The following is a 20,345-nucleotide window of genomic DNA, read 5'->3' as shown; positions in this document are numbered from 1 at the left end:
CGCCAGACAGTAATAATGCCGCGAGCAGAGCAATGACCCTGCATCGCGGCATCATGATGCTCACTTGATGTCGGAAGCGACCTGAACCTTGACCATCTTGTCAGGGTCGGTCACGGCACCACTGGCCGAGCCGGGAGGCGCCTTCTTGAGCTTGTCCACCACGTCCATGCCGGCGACGACGTCGCCAACCACGGTGTATTTGCCGTTCAGGGATGAGCCTTCAGCGAACATGATGAAGAACTGCGAATTGGCTGAATCCGGATCGCCGGCTCGCGCCATGCCGACGACGCCGCGCTTGTACGGCACCTGCGAGAATTCGGCCTTCAGGTTCGGATACTTCGATCCGCCGGTACCGTTGAAGTTCTTGCCGTCGCCGGTCTGCGCCATGAAGCCGTCCATCACGCGGTGGAACGGTACGTTGTTGTAGTAGCCTTCGCGGGCGAGCAGCTTGATGCGCTCGGCGTGCTGCGGGGCGATATCGGTGCGCAGCTTGATGATGATCCGGCCCTTGGTCGTGTCGATCACGACCGAATTGGCCTTGTCGAGGCCAGCCGGAAGGGCTGCCGGAGCCTGCGCGAAAGCGGGAGCCGCGAATATCAGCGCGGCAGCAAGTGCGACTATGCGGATCATGGAAACTCCGGATCAGAGAAAGCCGGTCAGCCGGCGTTTGATTAAGCGGCGAATTTGGACTTGAGGCTCTTGGCAACCGCGTCCGGGACGAAAGCCGAAACATCGCCGCCCATGGCGGCGATTTGCCGGACCAGTGTGGCGGTGATCGGGCGGACACTCACCGAGGCCGGAAGAAATACCGTCTGCACATCCGGCGCCATGGTCTCGTTCATGCCAACGATCTGCATCTCATAATCGAGATCGGTGCCGTCGCGCAGCCCGCGGATCATGATGCTCGCACCAACCTGTTGCGCCAGCGTGGTGGTGAGATTGTCATAGGTCGTGCAGTCGAATTCGCAGCCGGCGGCTGAGGCCAGCGGTCCGAACACCTGCTTCACCATCTCCAGCCGCTCGTCCGTCGAGAACAGCGGCTTCTTGCCAGGGTGGACGCCGATAGCGACGATGAGCTTGTCGCACAGGCCAACGGCATGGCGGACCACATCGAGATGGCCATTGGTGACGGGATCGAATGAACCGGGATAAAGCGCGATACGGGGCATTCCCCCTCCTACCCCGCCCCCGTTCGAGCCGCAAGCCAACTTGGTTCCGCCCACCGGGGTCGAATGGCCGGTGTTTATTTTTGCTCCGGGTTCGAACCGGGAGGCCGGTCAGGGCGTCTACTGGGTACGCAGCAACGATATTGAAAACATTGGACTTTCGAGCCTCATGTGTCGTCATGCGCGTACGGACGAAACACAAACCGGGCCGGATGAAACCACTTTGCCCGGACACGACAACTTCCTGAAACCGGGTCTGATTAATCAGGCAAGCACAGGAAGCGACAAACAAACCGGGCCAAAACGGCCCGAATGACAGGGGACCGTCATGATCAAGACTCTCTCAGCAGTTGCCGTCGCAGCTTTCATCGCGGCCGCCCTCACCGTTCTGCCGGGCTTCGCTCCGAAGGTCGAGGCGTCGGTGCCGGTGGCCCTCGCCAAGGCCGACCGCCTGGACATCCACACGGTAGGTCGCAACTGCTCCGAGCAGGCCTGGCCGAACTTCGAGGCCTCCTGTCTGCGTAACGCAGCCAGCAAGACGATCACTGTCCGCGAAGTCCGCCTCGTGACCACCGAGCGTCGCTAAGCGGCAAAGGATACCGCACCCCGGTCAGAGCCGGGGTGTATTGATACTTAATTCGGGCAATCGAACTACACTCCCCCACCGCGCGCGATGCATAGTTCAATGAAATTCTCGCGACAGCTACTTCAACTAATTTCATAGCAATTCGCGACGCAACGTCGCAGACTGCTGGTCAAGCGCGATCGTGAAAGCGCGAGTCCCGTGAGGGCTGCCAGTGACCGCCATCCCAGCCGCATCGCCAGGCCACTCTGGCGGACTTCCTCTCACGGCAACGATCGGCGCGCTCGGCGTCGTCTATGGTGATATCGGCACCAGCCCCCTTTATGCACTCAAGGAAGCCGTGAAGGCAGCCGCCCATGGCGGGCCTCTCACGTCCGAAGCAACGCTCGGCGTGGTGTCGCTGATCCTCTGGGCGTTGATCCTCATTATCTCCCTGAAATACGCGCTTCTGATTCTGCGCGCCGACAATCGCGGCGAAGGCGGCATCGTCGCGCTGTTGGCACTGCTCCACGCGCGCAACGCAGAGCCGGGCACTTGGCGCATACATTTGCTGATCGTCGGCCTCGTCGGCGCCGCCCTGCTCTATGGCGATGGCGCCATCACGCCGGCGATCTCGGTCCTATCAGCCATTGAAGGCCTCAAGGTCGATGCACCGTCGCTGGCGCCAGCCGTGGTGCCGCTCACCGTCATCATTCTGATCGGGCTGTTTCTGATGCAGAGCAAGGGCACCGGTTTCATCGGCGGCATCTTCGGGCCAGTGATGCTGGGCTGGTTTGCCGTGCTCGCGCTGCTCGGCATCCATGGCATCGTGCAATCGCCCGGCGTGCTCGCTGCCGTCAGTCCGCTCTATGCCTTCGAATTCCTGATCCACCAGGACTTCCACATCAGCTTTGCCATTCTCGGCGCCGCCTTCCTAGCCGTGACCGGCGGCGAAGCGATGTATGCCGATATGGGCCATTTCGGCCGGATGCCGATCCGGCTCGCCTGGTTTGCCATCGCCCTGCCGGCGCTGGTGCTGAACTATTTCGGCCAGGCGGGACTGCTGATCGCCGACCCTACCGCCATCAACAACCCGTTCTATCAACTGGCGCCGGACTGGCTGCACTACCCGCTGGTGGCCTTTGCGACCGTCGCGACGGTGATCGCCTCGCAGGCTATCATTTCCGGTGTGTTCTCGCTGACGCAGCAATCGATCCAGCTCGGCTTCCTGCCGCGGATGCAGATCCGGCACACTACCAGCCACGCCATGGGCCAGATCTATGTGCCGCTGGTGAACTGGCTGCTGGCGGCGGCGACGCTGGCCGCCGTGCTCAGCTTCGGCACGTCGGACGCGCTGGCAGGCGCCTATGGCATCGCCGTATCGCTGCTGATGGCGATCACCACGCTGCTCGCGGCATTGGTCGCTCTGCAATGGGGCTATCCGCCGCTTCTCGTCGTGACGGTGAACGGCTTCTTCTTCATCATCGATTGCATCTTCTTCGCCGCCAATTCCACGAAGCTGTTCGAAGGCGGCTGGTTTCCGCTATTCTTGGCGGCCGCTGTGGCGTTCCTGATGCTGACATGGCGCAGCGGCGTCAAACTCGTCGAAAGCGCCCGGGCCAAACTGCGTCAGCCTGAAGAAGACCTGATCGAGACAGCCGTCAGTCGCTGCCATGCGCGGCTCAATGGCACCGCGGCGTTCCTGGCATCCACGCCGAACGGCGTGCCGCTGGCGCTGACGCAATTCGTTAAGCACAACCACGTTCTGCATCAGCGCGTCATTCTGGTGACCGTGCAGATCTCCGAAGTGCCGCGCGTCCCGGATGCCGATCGCGCCGAGATCATCGAAGTGATCGAAGGGATCACGCGCGTCATTTTGCATTACGGCTTCATGCAATATCCGACGATTTCCGACGGACTGAGTCTGGCTTGCGAACAGGGCAAATTACCCGGCATCGACCTCGCCGATATCACCTATTATATCGGCCGCGAGACCATCATCCCCAGCGACAAGGTCGCCGGCATGGCGGTGTGGCGCGAAACCGTATTCGCGTTCCTGCAGCGTAACGCCGAACGCTCCGCGGCTTTCTTCGACGTGCCGACCAGACAGGTCGTCGAGTTCGGCACCGAAATCGAGATTTAAGCCGCGCGCGACTTAAGCCTCGGCCGGTCCCTGCGCACCATTGCCGTTCTCGGCCTTCAGCACTATCGAGGATGCCACCCGCTAACATCAAGCAACAGCGGATCAGTGACTGAGGCAACTACTCGATTGGCTCGATCCTTCACGGATACCAAGGTGGGGCAGATATCGACCTCACCTACTGATCCAGTTGAACCTTCGCGGTTTTGACGATGTCCTGCCAGCGCGCAATCTCTTCGATCATCCGGCGCTTGAGCGGCTCCGGGCCACGCTGTTCCGGCGGCGGCAGAATCAACCCTGCCAGTTCGAGCCTTTTCCGCACGCTATCGTCGTCGAGCGCGACGCGAAGCGCATCGGTGAACCGGTCGCGAACGGCGTCGGGCACGCCTTTCGGCAGGTAGAATGCGAACCAGCTCGACGCGACGAACTGCGGAAGCGCGACCTCTTTCGCCGTTGGCGTATCCGGCAATTGCGGAACGCGTGCGGGCGCCGAGACGGTCAGAAAACGCAGATTGTTGTCCCCGAGGAAGGGAAGCACGTCGCCGAGCAAAGCGCAGCTGAAGTCACTGCGTCCCGCGATCAGGTCAGTCATCGCCAGTGCCGAGCCGCGATAGGGCACCTCCACCGGCTTGAACCCGATCACGGCGGTGAGCAGCAGGCAACTGATATGGCTGATCGAACCGACACCCGCATGGGCCAGCGTGAGATCAGGGCCGCGCGCCTTGGCGGCCGCGACGAACGACGCCATGTTGTCGGCAACGAGATCGCGGCGGGCGACGACGAGGATCGGCGTTTCCGCGACCAGGCCAATCGGCGCGAAATCAGTCAGCGGATCGTAACGAAGATTCGGATACAGCGCGACCGACGCCGCATGCGTGCCGACGTGGCCGCTGACCAGCGTGTAACCATCGGGAGCGCTTTTCGCGACGCGCGTCGAGCCGGTCGTGCCGCCAGCGCCGGGGACATTCTCGACAATGATCGGCTGGCCGAGCTTGCGCGACATGTGTTCGGACACGATCCGGCTCATCACGTCATTCGGACCGCCAGCAGCGAACGGGACGACTAACGTGATCGGCCGGGACGGAAACGACGTCTCGGCCTGCGCCGCATTCAGCATGGTCAGCATTGCGGCTGCGACGATGGCCGGGCGCATCAATTTCAAAGTCATCTGGTCCGCTCCATGTGAAAGTGGCGTGGCCTATTGCGTCCCGCCAATCGGTCGATCGGGACATGCGGCAAGAACGCGATCGACCTCACGGCCGGCCAGGCCAGTGTAGCGCGCAGGATCTGCAGCCGCCTCGACCTCGTGCAGCCCAATAAGGGCGGTCACGGCCGGATCGCGCGAAAGGCTCTGGGCCAATGTGAGGCCCGAAGCGATGGCATGCGTACACGCCGCCCCGACCATTTCGTGCGCATGATGGCGCCCGGCCGATGGCGCGAGCGCCATCATGACGGCCTCGGCCGCGATGAGTCCCTGTGTGCGTGCGAGATTTGCCTGCATCGCATCAGGTCTGACGACGAGCCCGGTGCAGAGCCGCACGGCGTTGTCCATGGCCCGGGAGATCAGCAGGAATGCTTCGGGCAGCAGCAGCCATTCGGCCTGCCACGGCCCGGTCGCCCGTTCGTGGTCATGGACCGAAGCGTCCAGCATGGCGCTTGCGAGCCGGCGCAGCGACAATCCGGTGCTGAGGAGCTGCTCGCAGATGATCGGATTTCGCTTGTGCGGCATCGTGCTGGAGGCGCCATGTCCCTGCCCGCCCGGCTCCAGCACCTCGCCAACTTCCGTCTGCGCCATCAGCGCAACGTCCGTTGCGATCTTGCTCAGGGTCGCTGAGATCAGCCCAAGAAAGCAAACCGTCTCGGCAAGCGAGTCGCGCGCGACATGCCATGCCATCAACGGCTCGCCGAGCCCGAGTTCATGGGCCAGCGCGGCACGCACGCGATCGCCATCGTCGCCAAGTGACGCAAAAGTGCCCACCGCGCCGCCGAACTGAACCTGTAGCACCCTTGGCTTGAGTTCTGCGAGCCGCTGCTGGTGGCGCAACAGACCTGACAGCCAGATCGACACCTTGAAGCCGAAGGTGATCGGAATCGCGTGCTGAAGTTTGGTCCGACCGACCATCGGCGTATCGCGATGGGTGCGGGCGAGAGTCGCAAGCACCGAGATCAAGCTGTCCAGATCGTGTTCGACGAGTTCGAGCGCGTCGCGTATCTGGATCACCAGCGCGGTGTCCATGATGTCTTGACTGGTGGCACCCCAATGAACGAATTCGCCGTGAGGTTTTCCGGTGAGCCGGATCAGTTGCTCGACGAGATTCACAATCGGCAGACCGGCGCGCAACGTGCCTGCGGCCAGCTCGTCGAGATTGAGCAATTCGACGCGTGCCGCGGCGGCGATCGCCGTCGCCGCCTCGGCGGGAATCACACCGAGCTGGCCCTGAACTTTCGCCAATGCCACCTCAACGAGGAGCATCGACGCCAGCGAATTGCGTTCATTGAAAATCGCGCGCATCGCCGCGGTACTGAAAAGATCGGCGAGATGGCGGCTGCCAAACACTGTTGCGGGCTCGAAATTCAGCATGGCCGTGTCGCGATCATGGATGGCCGAAGCTCCGCGCGTTCGAACCATTCGGCAAGCCGCGGCCGTCCGGAGCGCCAGGACAGGTGCGCGTTGCGAAAATCGAGATAGCCAAGTCCGCTGGCGAGCCCGATATCACCGATGTCGAAGCGCCGGTCATCAAGCGCGAAACGGGCTTCAATTGACGACAGCGTCCGCGCAATCACTCGCTCCTGACGCGTGATCCAATCGGCCCAGCGCAGTTCCGGCGGCCTGCGTGCCTCGACCACACAGATGAAGCTTGCATCGATCAGGCCCTGACAGAGCGCGACGCGGGCAAGGCTCAGACGTCGTTCAGGTTCATGATCCGGAATGGGCTGCAAGCCCGCTGTCAGGCTGTGCAAGGCCTGGATGATCGTGTCGCTCTCGGTCACCACCGAACCATCTGCGAGCACGAGCGCCGGCACCTTGGACAGCGGATTGACCTCGGTGAGGTCATGCGGCTCGCGCCAGGGATCAACTTCGATGAATTCAACCGCGTCCCTGAGTCCGAGCTCATGAATGGCGATCCGGACCTTGCGGGCGTAGGGCGACGTCTGATTAAAAAATAGCCGCATCGATCGATATCGGTCCCTCTGTCGTCGCGCCCCATTGCGCAGCGCTACGGCTCGACATCGAGAAAGACCCTAGAGCAGCCCTCCGTTTTGTAAAAATGCATTGTTGCGATATATGCGTTCTGAATTGGAGAACGCTAGCAGTGGATATTTCCGACCTGCGCACATTCCTGGCGGTTGCACGGACCAAGGGCATCACTGCCGCGGTTCGCGAACTGAACACGGTTCAGTCGAATGTCACGACACGCATCAAGAACCTTGAAGAGGAGATCGGGGTCCCGCTGTTTGCCCGTCACAGCCGCGGGATGATCCTGACGGAAGCCGGACAGCGCCTGTTGCCTCATGCGGAGCGCATTCTGGCCTTGTCACGCGAGGCCAAAACTGCCGCGCGGGACGACGGGGTGCCGAGAGGCCAGTTGATGATCGGCTCAATGGAGACCACAGCCGCGGTACGGCTGCCAACCGTGTTGGCCGCCTATCATCGCGCCTGTCCGAATGTGAAGCTGCACCTGAAAACGGCGCCCACCGCGCAGCTTATCGACAGTGTGCTGACATGTGAACTCGATGTCGCGTTCGTCGCGGCCCCAGTCGATCATCCCGCGCTTCAAACCTTCCTCGCGTTCGACGAGGAATTGGTCCTGGTCACGCCGCGCGAGCTCGGCTCCATCACGGACATGATCCAGTCGTCCGCGGAAGGATTGTCGGCGCTGATGTTCCGGCAAGGCTGTGCATACCGCCAGCGGCTGGAGCAGGTTTTGGCCGATCTCGGCCTGCGATCTTATGAGCGGCTGGAATTGGGAACGCTCGATGGCATTCTCGGCTGCGTTGCTGCTGGTGTCGGCATCACGCTTCTACCGAGGGCTGTGGTCGAGCAGTCGATTCATGCGAACGAGCTGAGCTGCCATTTCCTTCCGCCATCGGTCGGACGGGTCAGCACCCTGCTTGTCGCCCGCAAGGATGTTCGTCTCGGCACCGCCTTCGACCGCTTCACGGATACGCTGCGCGACCTGCGTTCGATCGTCGAAGCGAGTCCGGCCGCCCCGCCACTCCCCGACCGCGCACCCCTCTTTCAGCAAGCTGGCCATTGAGGATTTCCTCGACAACTACGAAAGCATCGCATGTTTTCGATCTTGTGCGTTGTCGATAAAGCACGCGATCATGCTCAATGGGCTTTTTGCGGTTGGATCTTGACGGATGCACGCTGCAATGCCGCGCGTGGCGAGAGCCGCGAAACCAGTCGGCGTCGTAGCCTTTGTCGCCGAGCAACTCCTTTGCAGGCGGCAGCGCACCGATCATCAGAGCCGCGCCTTTGTAATCGCTCATCTGGCCTTCGCTGAGCAGCATGATGATGGGCCGTCCTTGCCATCGCATACGGCGTGTAGCCTAACTTCCAGAAGCGAGTGATCGAAAGCTTCCGTTCGCGCACTTGGTATCACCCTGCAGGATCGTCAGACTATCTCTCTAAATGGCCTTACGGCCTCGCGTCTCATTACGCCGCCATCGATATCTTCCGGCTGACACCGGCTGGCAAGCTCGTCGAACATTGGGACGTGCTCCAGACGATCCCTGCGAAAGCGGAAAACCCAACGGAATGTTTTGAGAGCCGATGTCGGATGAGGCCACGCCGGCCGTTACAACGATCGTCCGATCGGTTCGTGCTCTAGCGATCGACGCCCGCAAGGCGCGGAGCCTCTGCGAAACACGCGATGAGCATTTCGGTGAGGACTCGTACCTTTCGAGGGGGATGCTGACTTGGCGGGCGGATGACATAGACACCTGCCGGTGGTGGCGGATGGCGTGTCATGACCGGAACAAGCGCGCCGGAGGCGACATCGTCATGGGTGATGCCATCGGGGAGCCAGGCGATGCCGAGTCCTGCCAATGCTGCGGCGCGGAGAGCCGTGCCGTTGTCGGCTTTGAAGCGCCCTTGCGGGCGCACCGTGATTGTCTTGTCGCCATCCATGAATTGCCAGGCTTCTGTGCCCTGCATGAGAGCCTGATGCGCAATGAGTTCGTCCGGCGTCTCGGGGGAACCATGCGCTGCGATATAGTCCGGGCTCGCGACCAATTTTCCATAGATGGGCCCGACGTGTCGCGCGATCAGGTTGGAGTCCGGAAGATAGCCAATCCGGATCGCGCAATCGAAACCTTCGGCGATGAGATCAACGAAGCGATCACTGTAGACGGTATGGATGTGGAGCTGCGGGTGCCGTCGCGCCATGTCCGCAAGCACGGGAGCCAAGTGCGTTGGGCCGAAAGTAAGCGGCACGGCAATGCGCAAGCGGCCGCAAAGCTCACCATCAGGCAGGAGCAATTCCCTGGCCGCGTCGATCTCGGCGCAAGCGCGCGCTGCATGGTCGCGAAACGCGACTCCCGCTTCGGTGAGCGCCGCGCCGCGCGTGGTTCGTGCGAGAAGCTGCACGCCAAGTTCCGCTTCAATGCGAGCAAGCTGCCGACTGACGATCGACTTGGAGACGCCGAGCCGGCGCGCGGCGGGTGAAACGCCACCCGCATCGGCCATTTCCACGAATGTCCGCAGCTCTTCGATGTCCATTCAGCGTTCCCCGTTTCGCGACACAGCTTGGCACGGGAGGGCACTACCCCATCGCGCATGAGAACGGCAATACCGCATCCAGGGAGTGCCGCTGTCGTCGCATATCTCCCGGCAAACCAACCTCACACATAACGGCAGCAGAGGATGTATTCATGACCTTTCGTAATGGCCTTGCGTCGCTCCTTCGTCCCGAGGAATCGGTCCTCGTTCTGATCGACCACCAGCCCTACCAGCTCGCGAACGTGAACAGCCACGAACCGCAGATGGTGATCAACAATACGGCGGGCCTGGCGAAGGCCGCCAAGGCGTTCGGCGTTCCCACCATCCTGACCTCGGTGCTCGCCGAGCGTGGCGGTCTCTTATTCCCTCAGATCACCGACGTGTTCCCCGGCCAGGAGGTGATCGACCGGACCTTCATCAACACCTGGGAAGACCCGAAGGCGGTGGATGCCGTCAAGGCAACGGGCCGTAAGCAATTGATCATCGCGGGCCTGTGGACCGAGATCTGCGTCGCGATGCCGACGATCCAGGCCCTCGGCGAGGGCTGGGACGTAACGGTGGTCACCGATGCCTCGGGCGCCGTTTCGGTCGAGGCCCATCAGGTCGCCATCCAGCGCATGATCGCGGCCGGCGCAAACATGATGACCTGGCTGGCAGTGGCCGCCGAATGGCAGCGCGACTGGGCGCGGACTGAGAGTGCCGCCAAGCTAACGGAAGTGATGACGCAGCATGCCGGCGGCAGCGGCATTGCGTATCTGTGGGAGCAGCAGCTGCTCAACACGCCGGTGCCGAAGAGCGCAGGCGCATAGCGCCGAAAAACCTCTTTCGACCGAGCAAACGCGAGGTGTTGGGCTCTCGCTTCGCTCAACCCACCCGCACATCACATACATAAAAGAAAAACCCGCGGCATGACCGCGGGTTTTTTATCAACGTGTCAGCCGCTGCGGAGAGCCTCAGCCCTCCGCCACCGGCGCACCATTGCCGTTCTCGGCCTCTTCGCCCTCGCCCGTCTCGCCGATATGCTCGACCGACACGACGTGCTCGTCGTCAGCCGTGTTGAACACGATGACGCCCTGGGTCGAACGGCCGGCAATGCGGATACCTTCCACCGGGCAGCGGATGAGCTGGCCCTTGTCGGTGACCAGCATGATCTGGTCGCTGTCCTCGACCGGGAATGAGGCGATCAGCTTGCCATTGCGGCCATTGACCGACATCGCAACGATACCCTTGCCGCCGCGGCCGGTGGTGCGATACTCGAACGACGAGGTCCGCTTGCCATAGCCGTTCTCGCTGATGGTCAGCACGAACTGCTCACTGGCCGACATCTCGACATAGCGCTGCTCGCCGAGTTCGATGGCTCCCGTCGCCTCTTCGGTCTCCACGGCAGCCGCCGCTTCGTCCGCGACATCGGCGCGCTCCTCGGCGCCGCCGCGACGTACCGCATTGGCACGACGCAGATAGGCCGCACGTTCGTCGGAATTGGCCTCGAGGTGGCGCAGGATGGTGAGCGAGATGAGCTTGTCGCCGTCCGCCAGAGAGATACCGCGAACGCCCATCGAGCTGCGGCCCTGGAACACACGGACGTCCGTCACCGGGAAACGGATGCACTGGCCGCCGGCAGCGGTCAGCAGCACGTCGTCATGTTCGGTGGCGATCTGCACATCGACGATCGCTTCGCCCTCATCGAGCTTCATCGCGATGATGCCCGAACGCCTGACATCGACGAAGTCCGACAACTTGTTGCGGCGAACATTGCCGCCGGTGGTCGCGAACATCACGTCGAGGGTTTGCCACGTCGCCTCGTCCTCAGGCAGCGGCATGATCGTGGTGATGCGTTCGCCCTGCTCCAGCGGCAGGATGTTGATCATCGCCTTGCCGCGCCCGTTTGGCGGCGCGATCGGCAGACGCCAGACCTTTTCCTTATAGACCTGGCCGCGCGACGAGAAGAACAGCACCGGCGTATGGGTCGAGGCCACGAACAGACGCGAGACGAAATCCTCATCGCGCGTCGCCATGCCGGAGCGGCCCTTGCCGCCGCGGCGCTGCGCCCGATAGGTCGAAAGCGGCACGCGCTTGACGTAGCCATGATGCGACACCGTCACCACCATGTCTTCGCGCTGGATCAGGTCTTCGTCTTCGACCTCGCCCTCTTGCTCCATGATGACGGTCTTGCGCGGCGTTGCGAATTCCGACTTCACCGCACCGAGCTCATCCTTGATGATGCCCTGGACGCGCGCACGCGAACGCAGGATCTCCAGATAGTCCGCAATCTCGACGGCGAGCTTGTCCAGCTCGTCGGAGATTTCTTCGCGGCCCAGAGCTGTCAAGCGAGCCAGTCGCAGATCGAGAATGGCCTTGGCCTGTTCGAAGGACAGCCGCGCGGTGCCGTCTTCCTCAAGGCGATGACGCGGATCGTCGATTAGCATCATCATCGTTGCCACGTCCTGCGCGGGCCAATGACGCTCCATCAGGATGTCACGTGCGGTGGCGGGATCCGGCGAGGTACGAATGACACGGATGACCTCGTCGATATTCGCCACTGCAATCGCGAGGCCGACGAGGATATGCGCGCGATCGCGCGCCTTGTTGAGCAGGAACTTGGTACGGCGCGTGACGACCTGTTCGCGGAACGCGACGAAGATCGTCAGCAGATCCTTCAGGTTCATCAGCAACGGACGGCCGGTGTCGAGCGCCACCATATTGGCGCCGAAATTGGTCTGCAGCGGCGTGAACTTGTAAAGCTGGTTGAGCACCACCTCCGGCACCGCGTCCCGCTTCAATTCGACGACGACGCGAAAACCGTCGCGGTCGGATTCGTCGCGCAGATCGGAAATGCCTTCGATCTTCTTGTCGCGCACCAGTTCGGCGATGCGCTCGACCATGGTGGCCTTGTTCACCTGATACGGGATTTCAGAGACGATGATCGCTTCGCGATCCTTGCGCGTCGGCTCGATCGAGACCTTGCCGCGCATCACGATGGAACCGCGGCCGGTGTGATAGGCCGTACGAATACCGGCGCGGCCGAGAATGATGCCACCGGTCGGGAAATCCGGACCCGGGATGATCTTGTTCAGATCGTCAATGGTGAGTGACGGATCATCGATCAGCGCGACGCAGGCGTCGATGACTTCGCCGAGATTGTGCGGCGGGATGTTGGTGGCCATGCCGACGGCGATACCGCCGCCGCCATTCACCAGCAGATTCGGAAACTTCGCCGGCAGCACGCGTGGCTCACGGAACGAGCCGTCGTAGTTGTCCTGATAGTCGACCGTGTCCTTGTCGAGATCGTCGAGCAGCGACTGCGCGATCTTGGTCAGGCGCGATTCAGTGTATCGCATCGCGGCGGCCTGATCGCCATCCACCGAACCGAAATTGCCCTGACCGTCGATCAGCGGCACGCGCATCGAAAAGTCCTGCGCCATGCGGACCATGGCGTCATAGACCGACTGGTCGCCGTGCGGATGATATTTACCGATGACGTCGCCGACGGTTCGCGCCGACTTGCGATACGGCTTGTTCCACTCGAAGCCGTTCTCATACATCGCATAGAGAATGCGGCGATGCACCGGCTTCAAGCCGTCACGCGCATCCGGCAGCGCACGCGCCACGATCACGCTCATGGCGTAATCGAGATACGAACGCTTCATCTCATCGAGGATGGATACGGGACGAATATCCGAGGGGGCTGGTGGCTCCCCAGGCTTCTGGTCTTCAGTGTCGGACAAGGATGATTTCCGGTCAGGTTTTGCTGGGAATCATATAGCGCATCGCGCGCCTTCAAGCCACCCCGCCGGCAACGTGCGAAGCCCTATTTTCCTGCTGATTTTTCAAATGCTTACGGGAGCCACACAGGGCTTGTGAAGTGGCCTCGAATAAGCCAGCCCAAACGCGGCGAATCTTGCGAAAATCCTGCGGCGGTCTTGCGGCAATCTAGCGACCGAACACAACGGTGTGCATGACCCGGCCGGGCACGAGGGTGAACACACCGGCGATCACCAGGGCGCCGGCGAAGATCGAAATCATGGTGATGGCATGCGCCCTGACGCGGTGCCGGCGTGCGGCGACCACTCCGACCACCAGCATCACCGGCGCGATGATCGACAGCAGGTGGATCGGGCTCCAGTCTCGCCACAGCCGGTAGCTATGGCCATGGATCCCAAACGAGCTGATCGCAACGGCGGCGAGCAGGATCACCCAGATCCAGCCGAGCGTCCTGTGTGGCAGCGTGCCCTTGGGCGCGATCAATTGAACGACACCGAGCACGAATGCGACCATGGCCGCAAAAGCATGCAGCGGGATTGGAGCGGCGGCATCAAGCAGCGGCTGAAGCGACATGGTGGCCCTCGCGTTCAGGAGGCAGCGTCAGCTCACCATCGCAGAAATCTTTCCATTGTAAAGATCATATGTCCGCCACGTTGCCGCAGCTGACCGCCCCCTCAAAAAGCAAAACGCGCTGCGAGCAATCAGCTCACAGCGCGCAATGCAGAAGTTCAGGACGTTCTGACAGCAGATCAGAACGGGATGTCGTCATCCATGTCGCTGCCGCGGCCACCACCGCCACCTGCCGGTGCGGCCACGCGGCGCTGCGGCGGAGCGCTTGACTGGCCGCCGCCGAAGCTGTCGCCCATGTCATCGCCGCCGTAACCGCCGCCACCACCCGCGCCGCCGCCCTTGCCGTCGAGCATGGTCAGTGTCGAATTGAAGCCCTGCAGCACGATCTCGGTGGAGTATTTCTCGACACCCTGCGGATCGGTCCATTTGCGGGTCTGCAGCGCGCCTTCGATATAAACCTTGGCGCCCTTCTTCAGATACTGCTCGGCGACCTTGGCGAGACCTTCGCTGAAGATCACGACGCGATGCCACTCAGTCTTTTCCTTGCGCTCGCCGGTGCCCTTGTCGCGCCAGGTATCCGAGGTCGCGACGGTCAAGTTGACGACCGGGTTGCCGTTCTGCATCCGGCGAACCTCGGGATCCTTGCCGAGATTGCCGACCAAAATCACCTTGTTGACGCTACCCGCCATGCCACTCTCCTACTCTCGAATCTGAATTTGCTGATCGGGCGCCGGCGCAGGCCCCGGCCTGCGCGCAAACGCCGCTGATGATGGGACCCTATACGGTCCGCGCTCCGCGCAGGCCCCCGCGACCGGGTTATCCACGGTCTCTTATTTGATGGTCGTCCTTATAGCACGTTCCATTTTTGTTCTCAAGAACGACCGCTGATGAACTATTGAGCGGTACTGAGTTGCCAGGGTTGTGTTGCTATCTTTCCGAAACCCGGCACTGGAACCCAACGGGGCCCCGTCATCATGCAAAATCTGTATACGGTTCATTAACTTAGAAACGACCAAACATCGAGGTCGAGTGTGCTATTTGGGTGACGGACTTTTTTGCAATCTTGCGTATATTTCAATCACTGAATTGCATTTGGCCTTTGCGCCAGAATATGGGGCTTCGCCGACGCGAAGCGACAAGGGGAGAATTCACATGAAGAACTTTCTGTTGGGCACCGTTGCCCTGATCGCTCTGGGCGCTTCGGTTCCGGCAATGGCCGCTGACCTGGCCGCTCGTCCCTACACCAAGGCTCCGGCCTATGTTCCCGCCCCGATCTACAACTGGACCGGTTTCTACATCGGTGGCCACATCGGCGGCGCGTTCAACGGCAGCAACGGCTTCGGCGGCACCACCGACAATTCGGATGGCCGTTTCCTCGGCGGTGTGCAGATCGGCTATGACTACCAGTTCGCTCCGAACTGGGTGTTCGGCATCGAAGGTCAGTACAGCTGGGTTGGTTCGAACAACACCAACGTCGCTTTCGTTCCGGCTGGCTTCACCTACAACCTGAACCAGAAGGGCCTCGGCTCGGTCACCGGTCGGATCGGTTACACCTGGGGTCCGGCACTGCTCTACGTGAAGGGCGGCTACGCTTACTCCGACTACAGCGAATCGCTGGTCGTGACCGGCACCGGCGTTCCGGTTGCCTTCGCAGCTGGCACCAAGCATGACGGTTACACCGTCGGCGCCGGCCTCGAATACCTGTTCACCCAGAACTGGTCGGGCAAGGTTGAGTACCAGTACTACGACTTCGGCAAGACGACCTTCACGACCCCGGTCGCGCTGGCTGGCGTGTCGTCCCGCAACGACGAGCACACCGTCAAGGCTGGCCTGAACTACCGCTTCAACTGGGGTGGCCCGGTTGTTGCGAAGTACTGAGCTTCGCGCCTGATTTCAGGCTCGTGACTACGGAAAGGCCGGCGGAAACGCCGGCCTTTTTCGTTTGGCTGGAAGCCCGGATTCCGGAGAGATAGGAGCTAACCCATCACCTGCGGTTGAATGCTACCCACGACTGTATCTCGCGAATTTTCACGCAACTATTGCGTTTGTTTTTCTCCGTTGCAAGGAAGATACAGCCTGATCGTCTGAATCGCGCTAGAGTTGAAACACTCACAAGGGGAGCATGCCATGAAGAAAATTCTGCTCGCATTCGCCGCCTTCGTTGTTCTCGGCTCGGCAACGTCCGCTTCTGCGGCCGATCTCGCTGCACGGCCCTACACCAAGGCGCCTCCGATGATCGCCGTCGTCTATGACTGGACCGGTTTCTATATCGGCGGCAACGGCGGTTGGGGAACGAGCCGCAAATGCTGGGACACGACCCAGGTTCTCGGTGTCGCGCTGGCCTTCAGCGAGGGATGCCATGACGCAAGCGGCGGCACGGCTGGCGGTCAGATCGGCTATCGCTGGCAGAGCGCCGCTTGGGTGTTCGGTCTGGAAGCACAGGGCAACTGGGCAGACTTCAAGGGCTCGAATGTCAGCCAGCTCGTACTCGGTACGACCGGCAACCGGTCCAAGATCGAGGCCTTCGGCCTGTTCACCGGCCAGATCGGTTACGCCTGGAACAACACCCTTCTTTACGTGAAGGGCGGCGCTGCCGTTACGAGCGACAAGTATCAGGGCTACACTGTGGGAACCAATGTCGTATTCGATAACGCCAAGGAAACCCGCTGGGGCGGTACGGTTGGCGTTGGCCTGGAATATGGCTTCACGCCAAACTGGTCCTTTGCGGTCGAATACGACCATCTGTTCATGGAGACCAGCAGCAACAGCTTCACCGCTGTGACACTTCCTGTGACTTCGCGCATCGATCGCATCAGCCAGGACGTCGACGTCGTCACCGCCCGCATCAACTACAAGTGGGGCGGGCCTGTCATCGCCAAGTACTAAGACAAGTACTGAGAACTGCGACCGCCTTGCCTCATTCCGACAAACTTGGCCCGGCCTCGCGCCGGGCTTTTTGCTGGCACCTCGCTCAGACCTGATGCGCTCTCGATTGGCAGTCCACTCGCATGAGCCCGATACCGGAAGGCGTGTCCTCCGCAGGCCGTTCGATTTGCAGCCTTGCCTCGCAACCCCTCCGCCAACAAACCGTTGATCGTTGCTGCGGAGCACTGGAAATCCGCTCTCGTTCTTCCTATGTTCCGATCATATTCAATCGGCGTTCGATCCCGGCCCGGCCGGCGATGCGCGCCCGGATGTGCGCGCCTGACGCGTCGGGGAATTGCCTGTTATGGACGAGATCATCAAGGCGAAGCGGCAGCAGGCCGCCGCGAACATGCGCAGCATCACCATCCGCGGCGCCCGCGAGCACAATCTCAAGAATGTCGACCTGACGATCCCGCGCGACAAGCTGGTGGTGTTCACCGGCCTGTCCGGCTCCGGCAAATCGTCCCTCGCCTTCGATACGATCTATGCCGAAGGCCAGCGCCGCTATGTGGAGTCGCTGTCGGCTTACGCCCGGCAGTTCCTTGAAATGATGCAGAAGCCGGACGTCGACCAGATCGACGGCCTGTCGCCGGCCATCTCCATCGAGCAGAAGACCACCTCGAAGAACCCACGCTCGACGGTCGGCACCGTCACCGAGATTTACGATTACATGCGCCTGCTCTGGGCACGCGTCGGCATTCCCTATTCGCCGGCGACGGGCCTGCCGATCGAGAGCCAGACGGTGTCGATGATGGTCGACCGCGTGCTGGCGCTGCCGGAAGGCACGCGGCTGTATCTGCTGGCGCCGGTGGTGCGCGGCCGCAAGGGCGAGTATCGCAAGGAGCTGGCCGAATATCTCAAGAAGGGTTTTCAGCGCGTCAAGATCGACGGTACCTTCCATGAACTCGCCGAAGCGCCCGTACTCGACAAGAAGTTTCCGCATGACATCGACGTCGTCGTCGATCGCATCGTTGTCAGGCCGGATATCGGCCAGCGCCTCGCGGAAAGTTTCGAAACGGCACTGAAGCTCGCCGAAGGTCTTGCGGTCATCGAATATGCGGACGCGCCTGCCGCTCCCGCGGAAGACAAGAAGTCCGACAAGAAGGTCGCGAAGATCCACGACAAGACCGGCGCTGAGCGGATTTTGTTCTCCGAAAAATTCGCCTGCCCGGTGTCCGGCTTCACCATTCCGGAGATCGAACCCAGACTGTTTTCGTTCAACAACCCCTATGGTGCCTGTCCGAAATGCGGCGGCCTCGGTGTCGAGCAGACCATCGATGCCGATCTGGTCATTCCCGACAAGGAGCTGACGCTGCGCAAGGGCGCCATCGCGCCATGGGCGAAGTCGTCGTCGCCCTATTACGTGCAGACGCTGACGGCGCTCGGCAAGTTCTACAAGTTCACCCTCGACACCAAGTGGAAGGACCTGCCGAAGAAGACGCAGAACGCCATCCTGCACGGCTCAGGCGATGACGAGATCAAGTTCTCCTATGAAGACGGCGTGCGCTCCTATGACACCAAGAAGCCGTTCGAGGGCGTCGTCACCAATATCGACCGCCGCTTCCGCGAGACCGAGAGCGAATGGGCGCGCGAGGAGCTCGGCAAGTATTTCTCCGACGTGCCCTGCGATGCCTGCGAGGGCTATCGGCTGAAGCCCGAAGCGCTCAGTGTGAAGATCGGTGGCAAGCATATCGGCAACATTTCGGAAATGTCGGTGCGCAAGGCCGGCGACTGGTTCGAGACCGTGCCGGACCTGCTCAACAAGCAGCAGAACGAGATCGCCGTCCGCATCCTCAAGGAGATCCGCGAGCGTCTCTCCTTCCTGCTCGATGTCGGCCTCAACTATCTCACGCTGGCGCGCTCCTCCGGCACGCTGTCCGGCGGCGAAAGCCAACGTATTCGCCTCGCGTCACAGATCGGCTCGGGCCTGACCGGCGTGCTCTATGTGCTCGACGAGCCGTCAATCGGCCTGCATCAGCGCGACAATGCGCGGCTGCTGGATACGCTGCGGCGGCTGCGCGATCTCGGCAATACCGTGATCGTGGTCGAGCATGACGAGGACGCCGTGATCGCCGCCGATTATGTCGTCGACGTCGGCCCCGGCGCCGGCACCCATGGCGGCAACATCGTCGCCCAGGGCACGCCCCAGGAGGTGATGAAAAATCCGAAGTCGTTGACCGGAAAATATCTCACCGGCGAAATGTCGGTGCCGGTGCCGGAGCGTCGTCCGCCGAACCACCGCCGCACCATCAAGGTCATCAATGCGCGTGGCAACAATCTCAAGAACGTCTCGGCGGAAGTCCCGCTCGGCCTGTTCACCGCGGTCACCGGCGTCTCCGGCGGCGGCAAGTCGACACTCCTGATCGACACGCTCTACAAGGCCATCGCGCGCAAGCTCAACGGCGCCAGCGAAGGCGCCGCGCCGCATGATCGCATCGAAGGCCTGGAGCATATCGACAAGATCATCGAGATCGACCAGTCGCCGATCGGCCGCACCCCGCGTTCCAATCCCGCGACCTATACTGGCGCCTTCACGCCGATCCGCGAATGGTTTGCCGGCCTGCCGGAATCCAAGGCGCGCGGCTATGAGGCCGGCCGGTTCTCGTTCAACGTCAAGGGCGGCCGCTGCGAGGCCTGCCAGGGCGACGGCGTCATCAAGATCGAGATGCACTTCCTGCCCGACGTCTATGTCACCTGCGATACCTGCAAAGGAAAACGCTACAACCGCGAGACGCTCGAAGTTCTGTTCAAGGGCAAGTCGATCGCCGACGTACTCGACATGACCGTGGAAGAGGCCGCCGACTTCTTCAAGGCGGTGCCGCGCGTGCGCGAGACCTTCAAGACGCTGCATCGCGTCGGGCTGGACTATATCCATGTCGGCCAGCAGGCGACGACGCTGTCAGGCGGCGAAGCGCAGCGCGTGAAGCTCGCCAAGGAGCTGAGCAAGCGCGCCACCGGTCGCACGCTCTACATTCTCGACGAGCCGACCACGGGACTCCACTTCCACGACGTCGCCAAATTGCTGGAAGTGCTTCATGAGCTGGTGGCGCAGGGCAACACGGTGGTGGTCATCGAGCACAATCTTGAAGTGATCAAGACCGCCGACTGGGTGATCGACCTCGGCCCCGAAGGCGGCGACGGCGGCGGTGAAATCGTCGCCTGGGGTCCGCCGGAAGACATCGTGAAGGCGCCGCGCAGCTATACGGGCAAGTTTTTGAAGCCGGTGCTGGAAAAGGCGGGGAAGCCGAAGAAGCGGAAGGCGACGAGCGAAGCGGCGGAGTGACGGAGTGACGGGTAAGGTCTCAAAAACTGGATAACACGCTCTCCGCTCGCCCGCATCCTTCGTCGAAGATTTTCATCACTTTCGGATGACGTTACCTGCGGTTCGATTCCACTAACAGCAGCTTCGACAATTCCGCGTAGACAGATCCGGGACTGCGCGCCTCGGTCAATGCATGGTCACGGCTCACGAACATCCGTACTGCCTCGCCACGT

At 61.7% G+C, this 20,345-nt stretch carries 17 protein-coding genes; 8 read left to right on the top strand and 9 right to left on the bottom strand.

The window, feature by feature from the left end; genetic code table 11:
• Positions 1-60 precede the first annotated feature (60 nt).
• Positions 61-630, bottom strand: a complete 570-nt coding sequence (locus SFY93_RS18090) for a peptidylprolyl isomerase (RefSeq protein ID WP_320444083.1) — start codon at positions 628-630, stop codon at positions 61-63.
• Between the two features lie 41 nt (positions 631-671).
• Positions 672-1,169, bottom strand: a complete 498-nt coding sequence (gene coaD / locus SFY93_RS18085; RefSeq protein WP_320444082.1) for a pantetheine-phosphate adenylyltransferase — start codon at positions 1,167-1,169, stop codon at positions 672-674.
• A 40-nt stretch (positions 1,170-1,209) separates the two neighbouring features.
• Here coaD and SFY93_RS18080 point away from each other — a divergent pair, with 40 nt between their 5' ends.
• The 3 genes from SFY93_RS18080 (at position 1,210) to SFY93_RS18070 (ending at position 3,871) form a co-directional block, all read left to right on the top strand.
• A complete protein-coding gene (locus SFY93_RS18080) occupies positions 1,210-1,482 on the top strand; it encodes a hypothetical protein (RefSeq protein WP_320444081.1) in 273 nt (90 codons plus the stop codon).
• A gap of 12 nt (positions 1,483-1,494) precedes the next feature.
• Positions 1,495-1,752 carry a hypothetical protein gene (locus tag SFY93_RS18075; RefSeq protein WP_089264450.1) on the top strand — a complete coding sequence of 86 codons (258 nt, stop codon included), beginning with the start codon at positions 1,495-1,497 and terminating at the stop codon, positions 1,750-1,752.
• Positions 1,753-1,963: 211 nt separating this feature from the next.
• Entirely contained in the window at positions 1,964-3,871 is a 1,908-nt protein-coding gene (locus SFY93_RS18070) for a potassium transporter Kup (RefSeq protein WP_320444080.1), read from the top strand.
• A gap of 175 nt (positions 3,872-4,046) precedes the next feature.
• Here SFY93_RS18070 and SFY93_RS18065 read toward each other — a convergent pair whose 3' ends face one another.
• Genes SFY93_RS18065 through SFY93_RS18055 form a run of 3 tightly spaced genes read right to left on the bottom strand, consistent with a single transcriptional unit; the run spans position 4,047 to position 7,042 of the window.
• Entirely contained in the window at positions 4,047-5,036 is a 990-nt protein-coding gene (locus tag SFY93_RS18065; protein ID WP_320444079.1) for a Bug family tripartite tricarboxylate transporter substrate binding protein, read from the bottom strand.
• 30 nt (positions 5,037-5,066) lie between these two features.
• Positions 5,067-6,449, bottom strand: a complete 1,383-nt coding sequence (pcaB, locus tag SFY93_RS18060) for a 3-carboxy-cis,cis-muconate cycloisomerase (protein ID WP_320444078.1) — start codon at positions 6,447-6,449, stop codon at positions 5,067-5,069.
• Positions 6,443-7,042 carry a glutathione S-transferase family protein gene (locus tag SFY93_RS18055; protein ID WP_320444077.1) on the bottom strand — a complete coding sequence of 200 codons (600 nt, stop codon included), beginning with the start codon at positions 7,040-7,042 and terminating at the stop codon, positions 6,443-6,445. Before SFY93_RS18055 ends, pcaB begins: the two co-directional genes overlap by 7 nt.
• 140 nt (positions 7,043-7,182) lie before the next feature.
• On the opposite strand from SFY93_RS18055, the gene SFY93_RS18050 reads away from it, so the two are divergent.
• Complete coding sequence (locus tag SFY93_RS18050) at positions 7,183-8,127, top strand: LysR family transcriptional regulator (RefSeq protein WP_320444076.1); 945 nt, start codon at positions 7,183-7,185, stop codon at positions 8,125-8,127.
• A gap of 572 nt (positions 8,128-8,699) precedes the next feature.
• Here the strand turns inward: SFY93_RS18050 and SFY93_RS18045 are convergent.
• Entirely contained in the window at positions 8,700-9,593 is an 894-nt protein-coding gene (locus SFY93_RS18045) for a LysR family transcriptional regulator (RefSeq protein ID WP_320444075.1), read from the bottom strand.
• Between the two features lie 152 nt (positions 9,594-9,745).
• On the opposite strand from SFY93_RS18045, the gene SFY93_RS18040 reads away from it, so the two are divergent.
• Entirely contained in the window at positions 9,746-10,402 is a 657-nt protein-coding gene (locus tag SFY93_RS18040; protein ID WP_320444074.1) for a hydrolase, read from the top strand.
• Between the two features lie 144 nt (positions 10,403-10,546).
• Here the strand turns inward: SFY93_RS18040 and gyrA are convergent, their stop codons facing one another.
• The 3 genes from gyrA to SFY93_RS18025 form a co-directional block, all read right to left on the bottom strand.
• On the bottom strand, positions 10,547-13,318 hold the full coding sequence (gene gyrA, locus SFY93_RS18035) for a DNA gyrase subunit A (RefSeq protein ID WP_320444073.1): 2,772 nt from the start codon (positions 13,316-13,318) through the stop codon (positions 10,547-10,549).
• 205 nt (positions 13,319-13,523) lie between these two features.
• Positions 13,524-13,928 carry a DUF2306 domain-containing protein gene (locus SFY93_RS18030; RefSeq protein ID WP_320444072.1) on the bottom strand — a complete coding sequence of 135 codons (405 nt, stop codon included), beginning with the start codon at positions 13,926-13,928 and terminating at the stop codon, positions 13,524-13,526.
• Positions 13,929-14,104: 176 nt separating this feature from the next.
• Positions 14,105-14,614 carry a single-stranded DNA-binding protein gene (locus SFY93_RS18025; protein WP_092142634.1) on the bottom strand — a complete coding sequence of 170 codons (510 nt, stop codon included), beginning with the start codon at positions 14,612-14,614 and terminating at the stop codon, positions 14,105-14,107.
• Positions 14,615-15,077: 463 nt separating this feature from the next.
• On the opposite strand from SFY93_RS18025, the gene SFY93_RS18020 reads away from it, so the two are divergent.
• From SFY93_RS18020 to uvrA, 3 genes are all read left to right on the top strand, one after another.
• Positions 15,078-15,803 carry an outer membrane protein gene (locus tag SFY93_RS18020; RefSeq protein ID WP_320444071.1) on the top strand — a complete coding sequence of 242 codons (726 nt, stop codon included), beginning with the start codon at positions 15,078-15,080 and terminating at the stop codon, positions 15,801-15,803.
• 249 nt (positions 15,804-16,052) lie between these two features.
• Positions 16,053-16,811, top strand: coding sequence for an outer membrane protein (locus SFY93_RS18015; protein WP_320444070.1), 759 nt, complete (start codon positions 16,053-16,055; stop codon positions 16,809-16,811).
• A 343-nt stretch (positions 16,812-17,154) separates the two neighbouring features.
• Entirely contained in the window at positions 17,155-20,133 is a 2,979-nt protein-coding gene (gene uvrA, locus SFY93_RS18010; RefSeq protein WP_320444069.1) for an excinuclease ABC subunit UvrA, read from the top strand.
• The last annotated feature ends 212 nt before the right edge of the window (positions 20,134-20,345 follow it).

Source organism: Tardiphaga sp. 42S5 (assembly GCF_034044155.1).
Classification (GTDB): domain Bacteria; phylum Pseudomonadota; class Alphaproteobacteria; order Rhizobiales; family Xanthobacteraceae; genus Tardiphaga; species Tardiphaga robiniae.
This window is presented reverse-complemented; position numbering and strand designations above follow the sequence as displayed.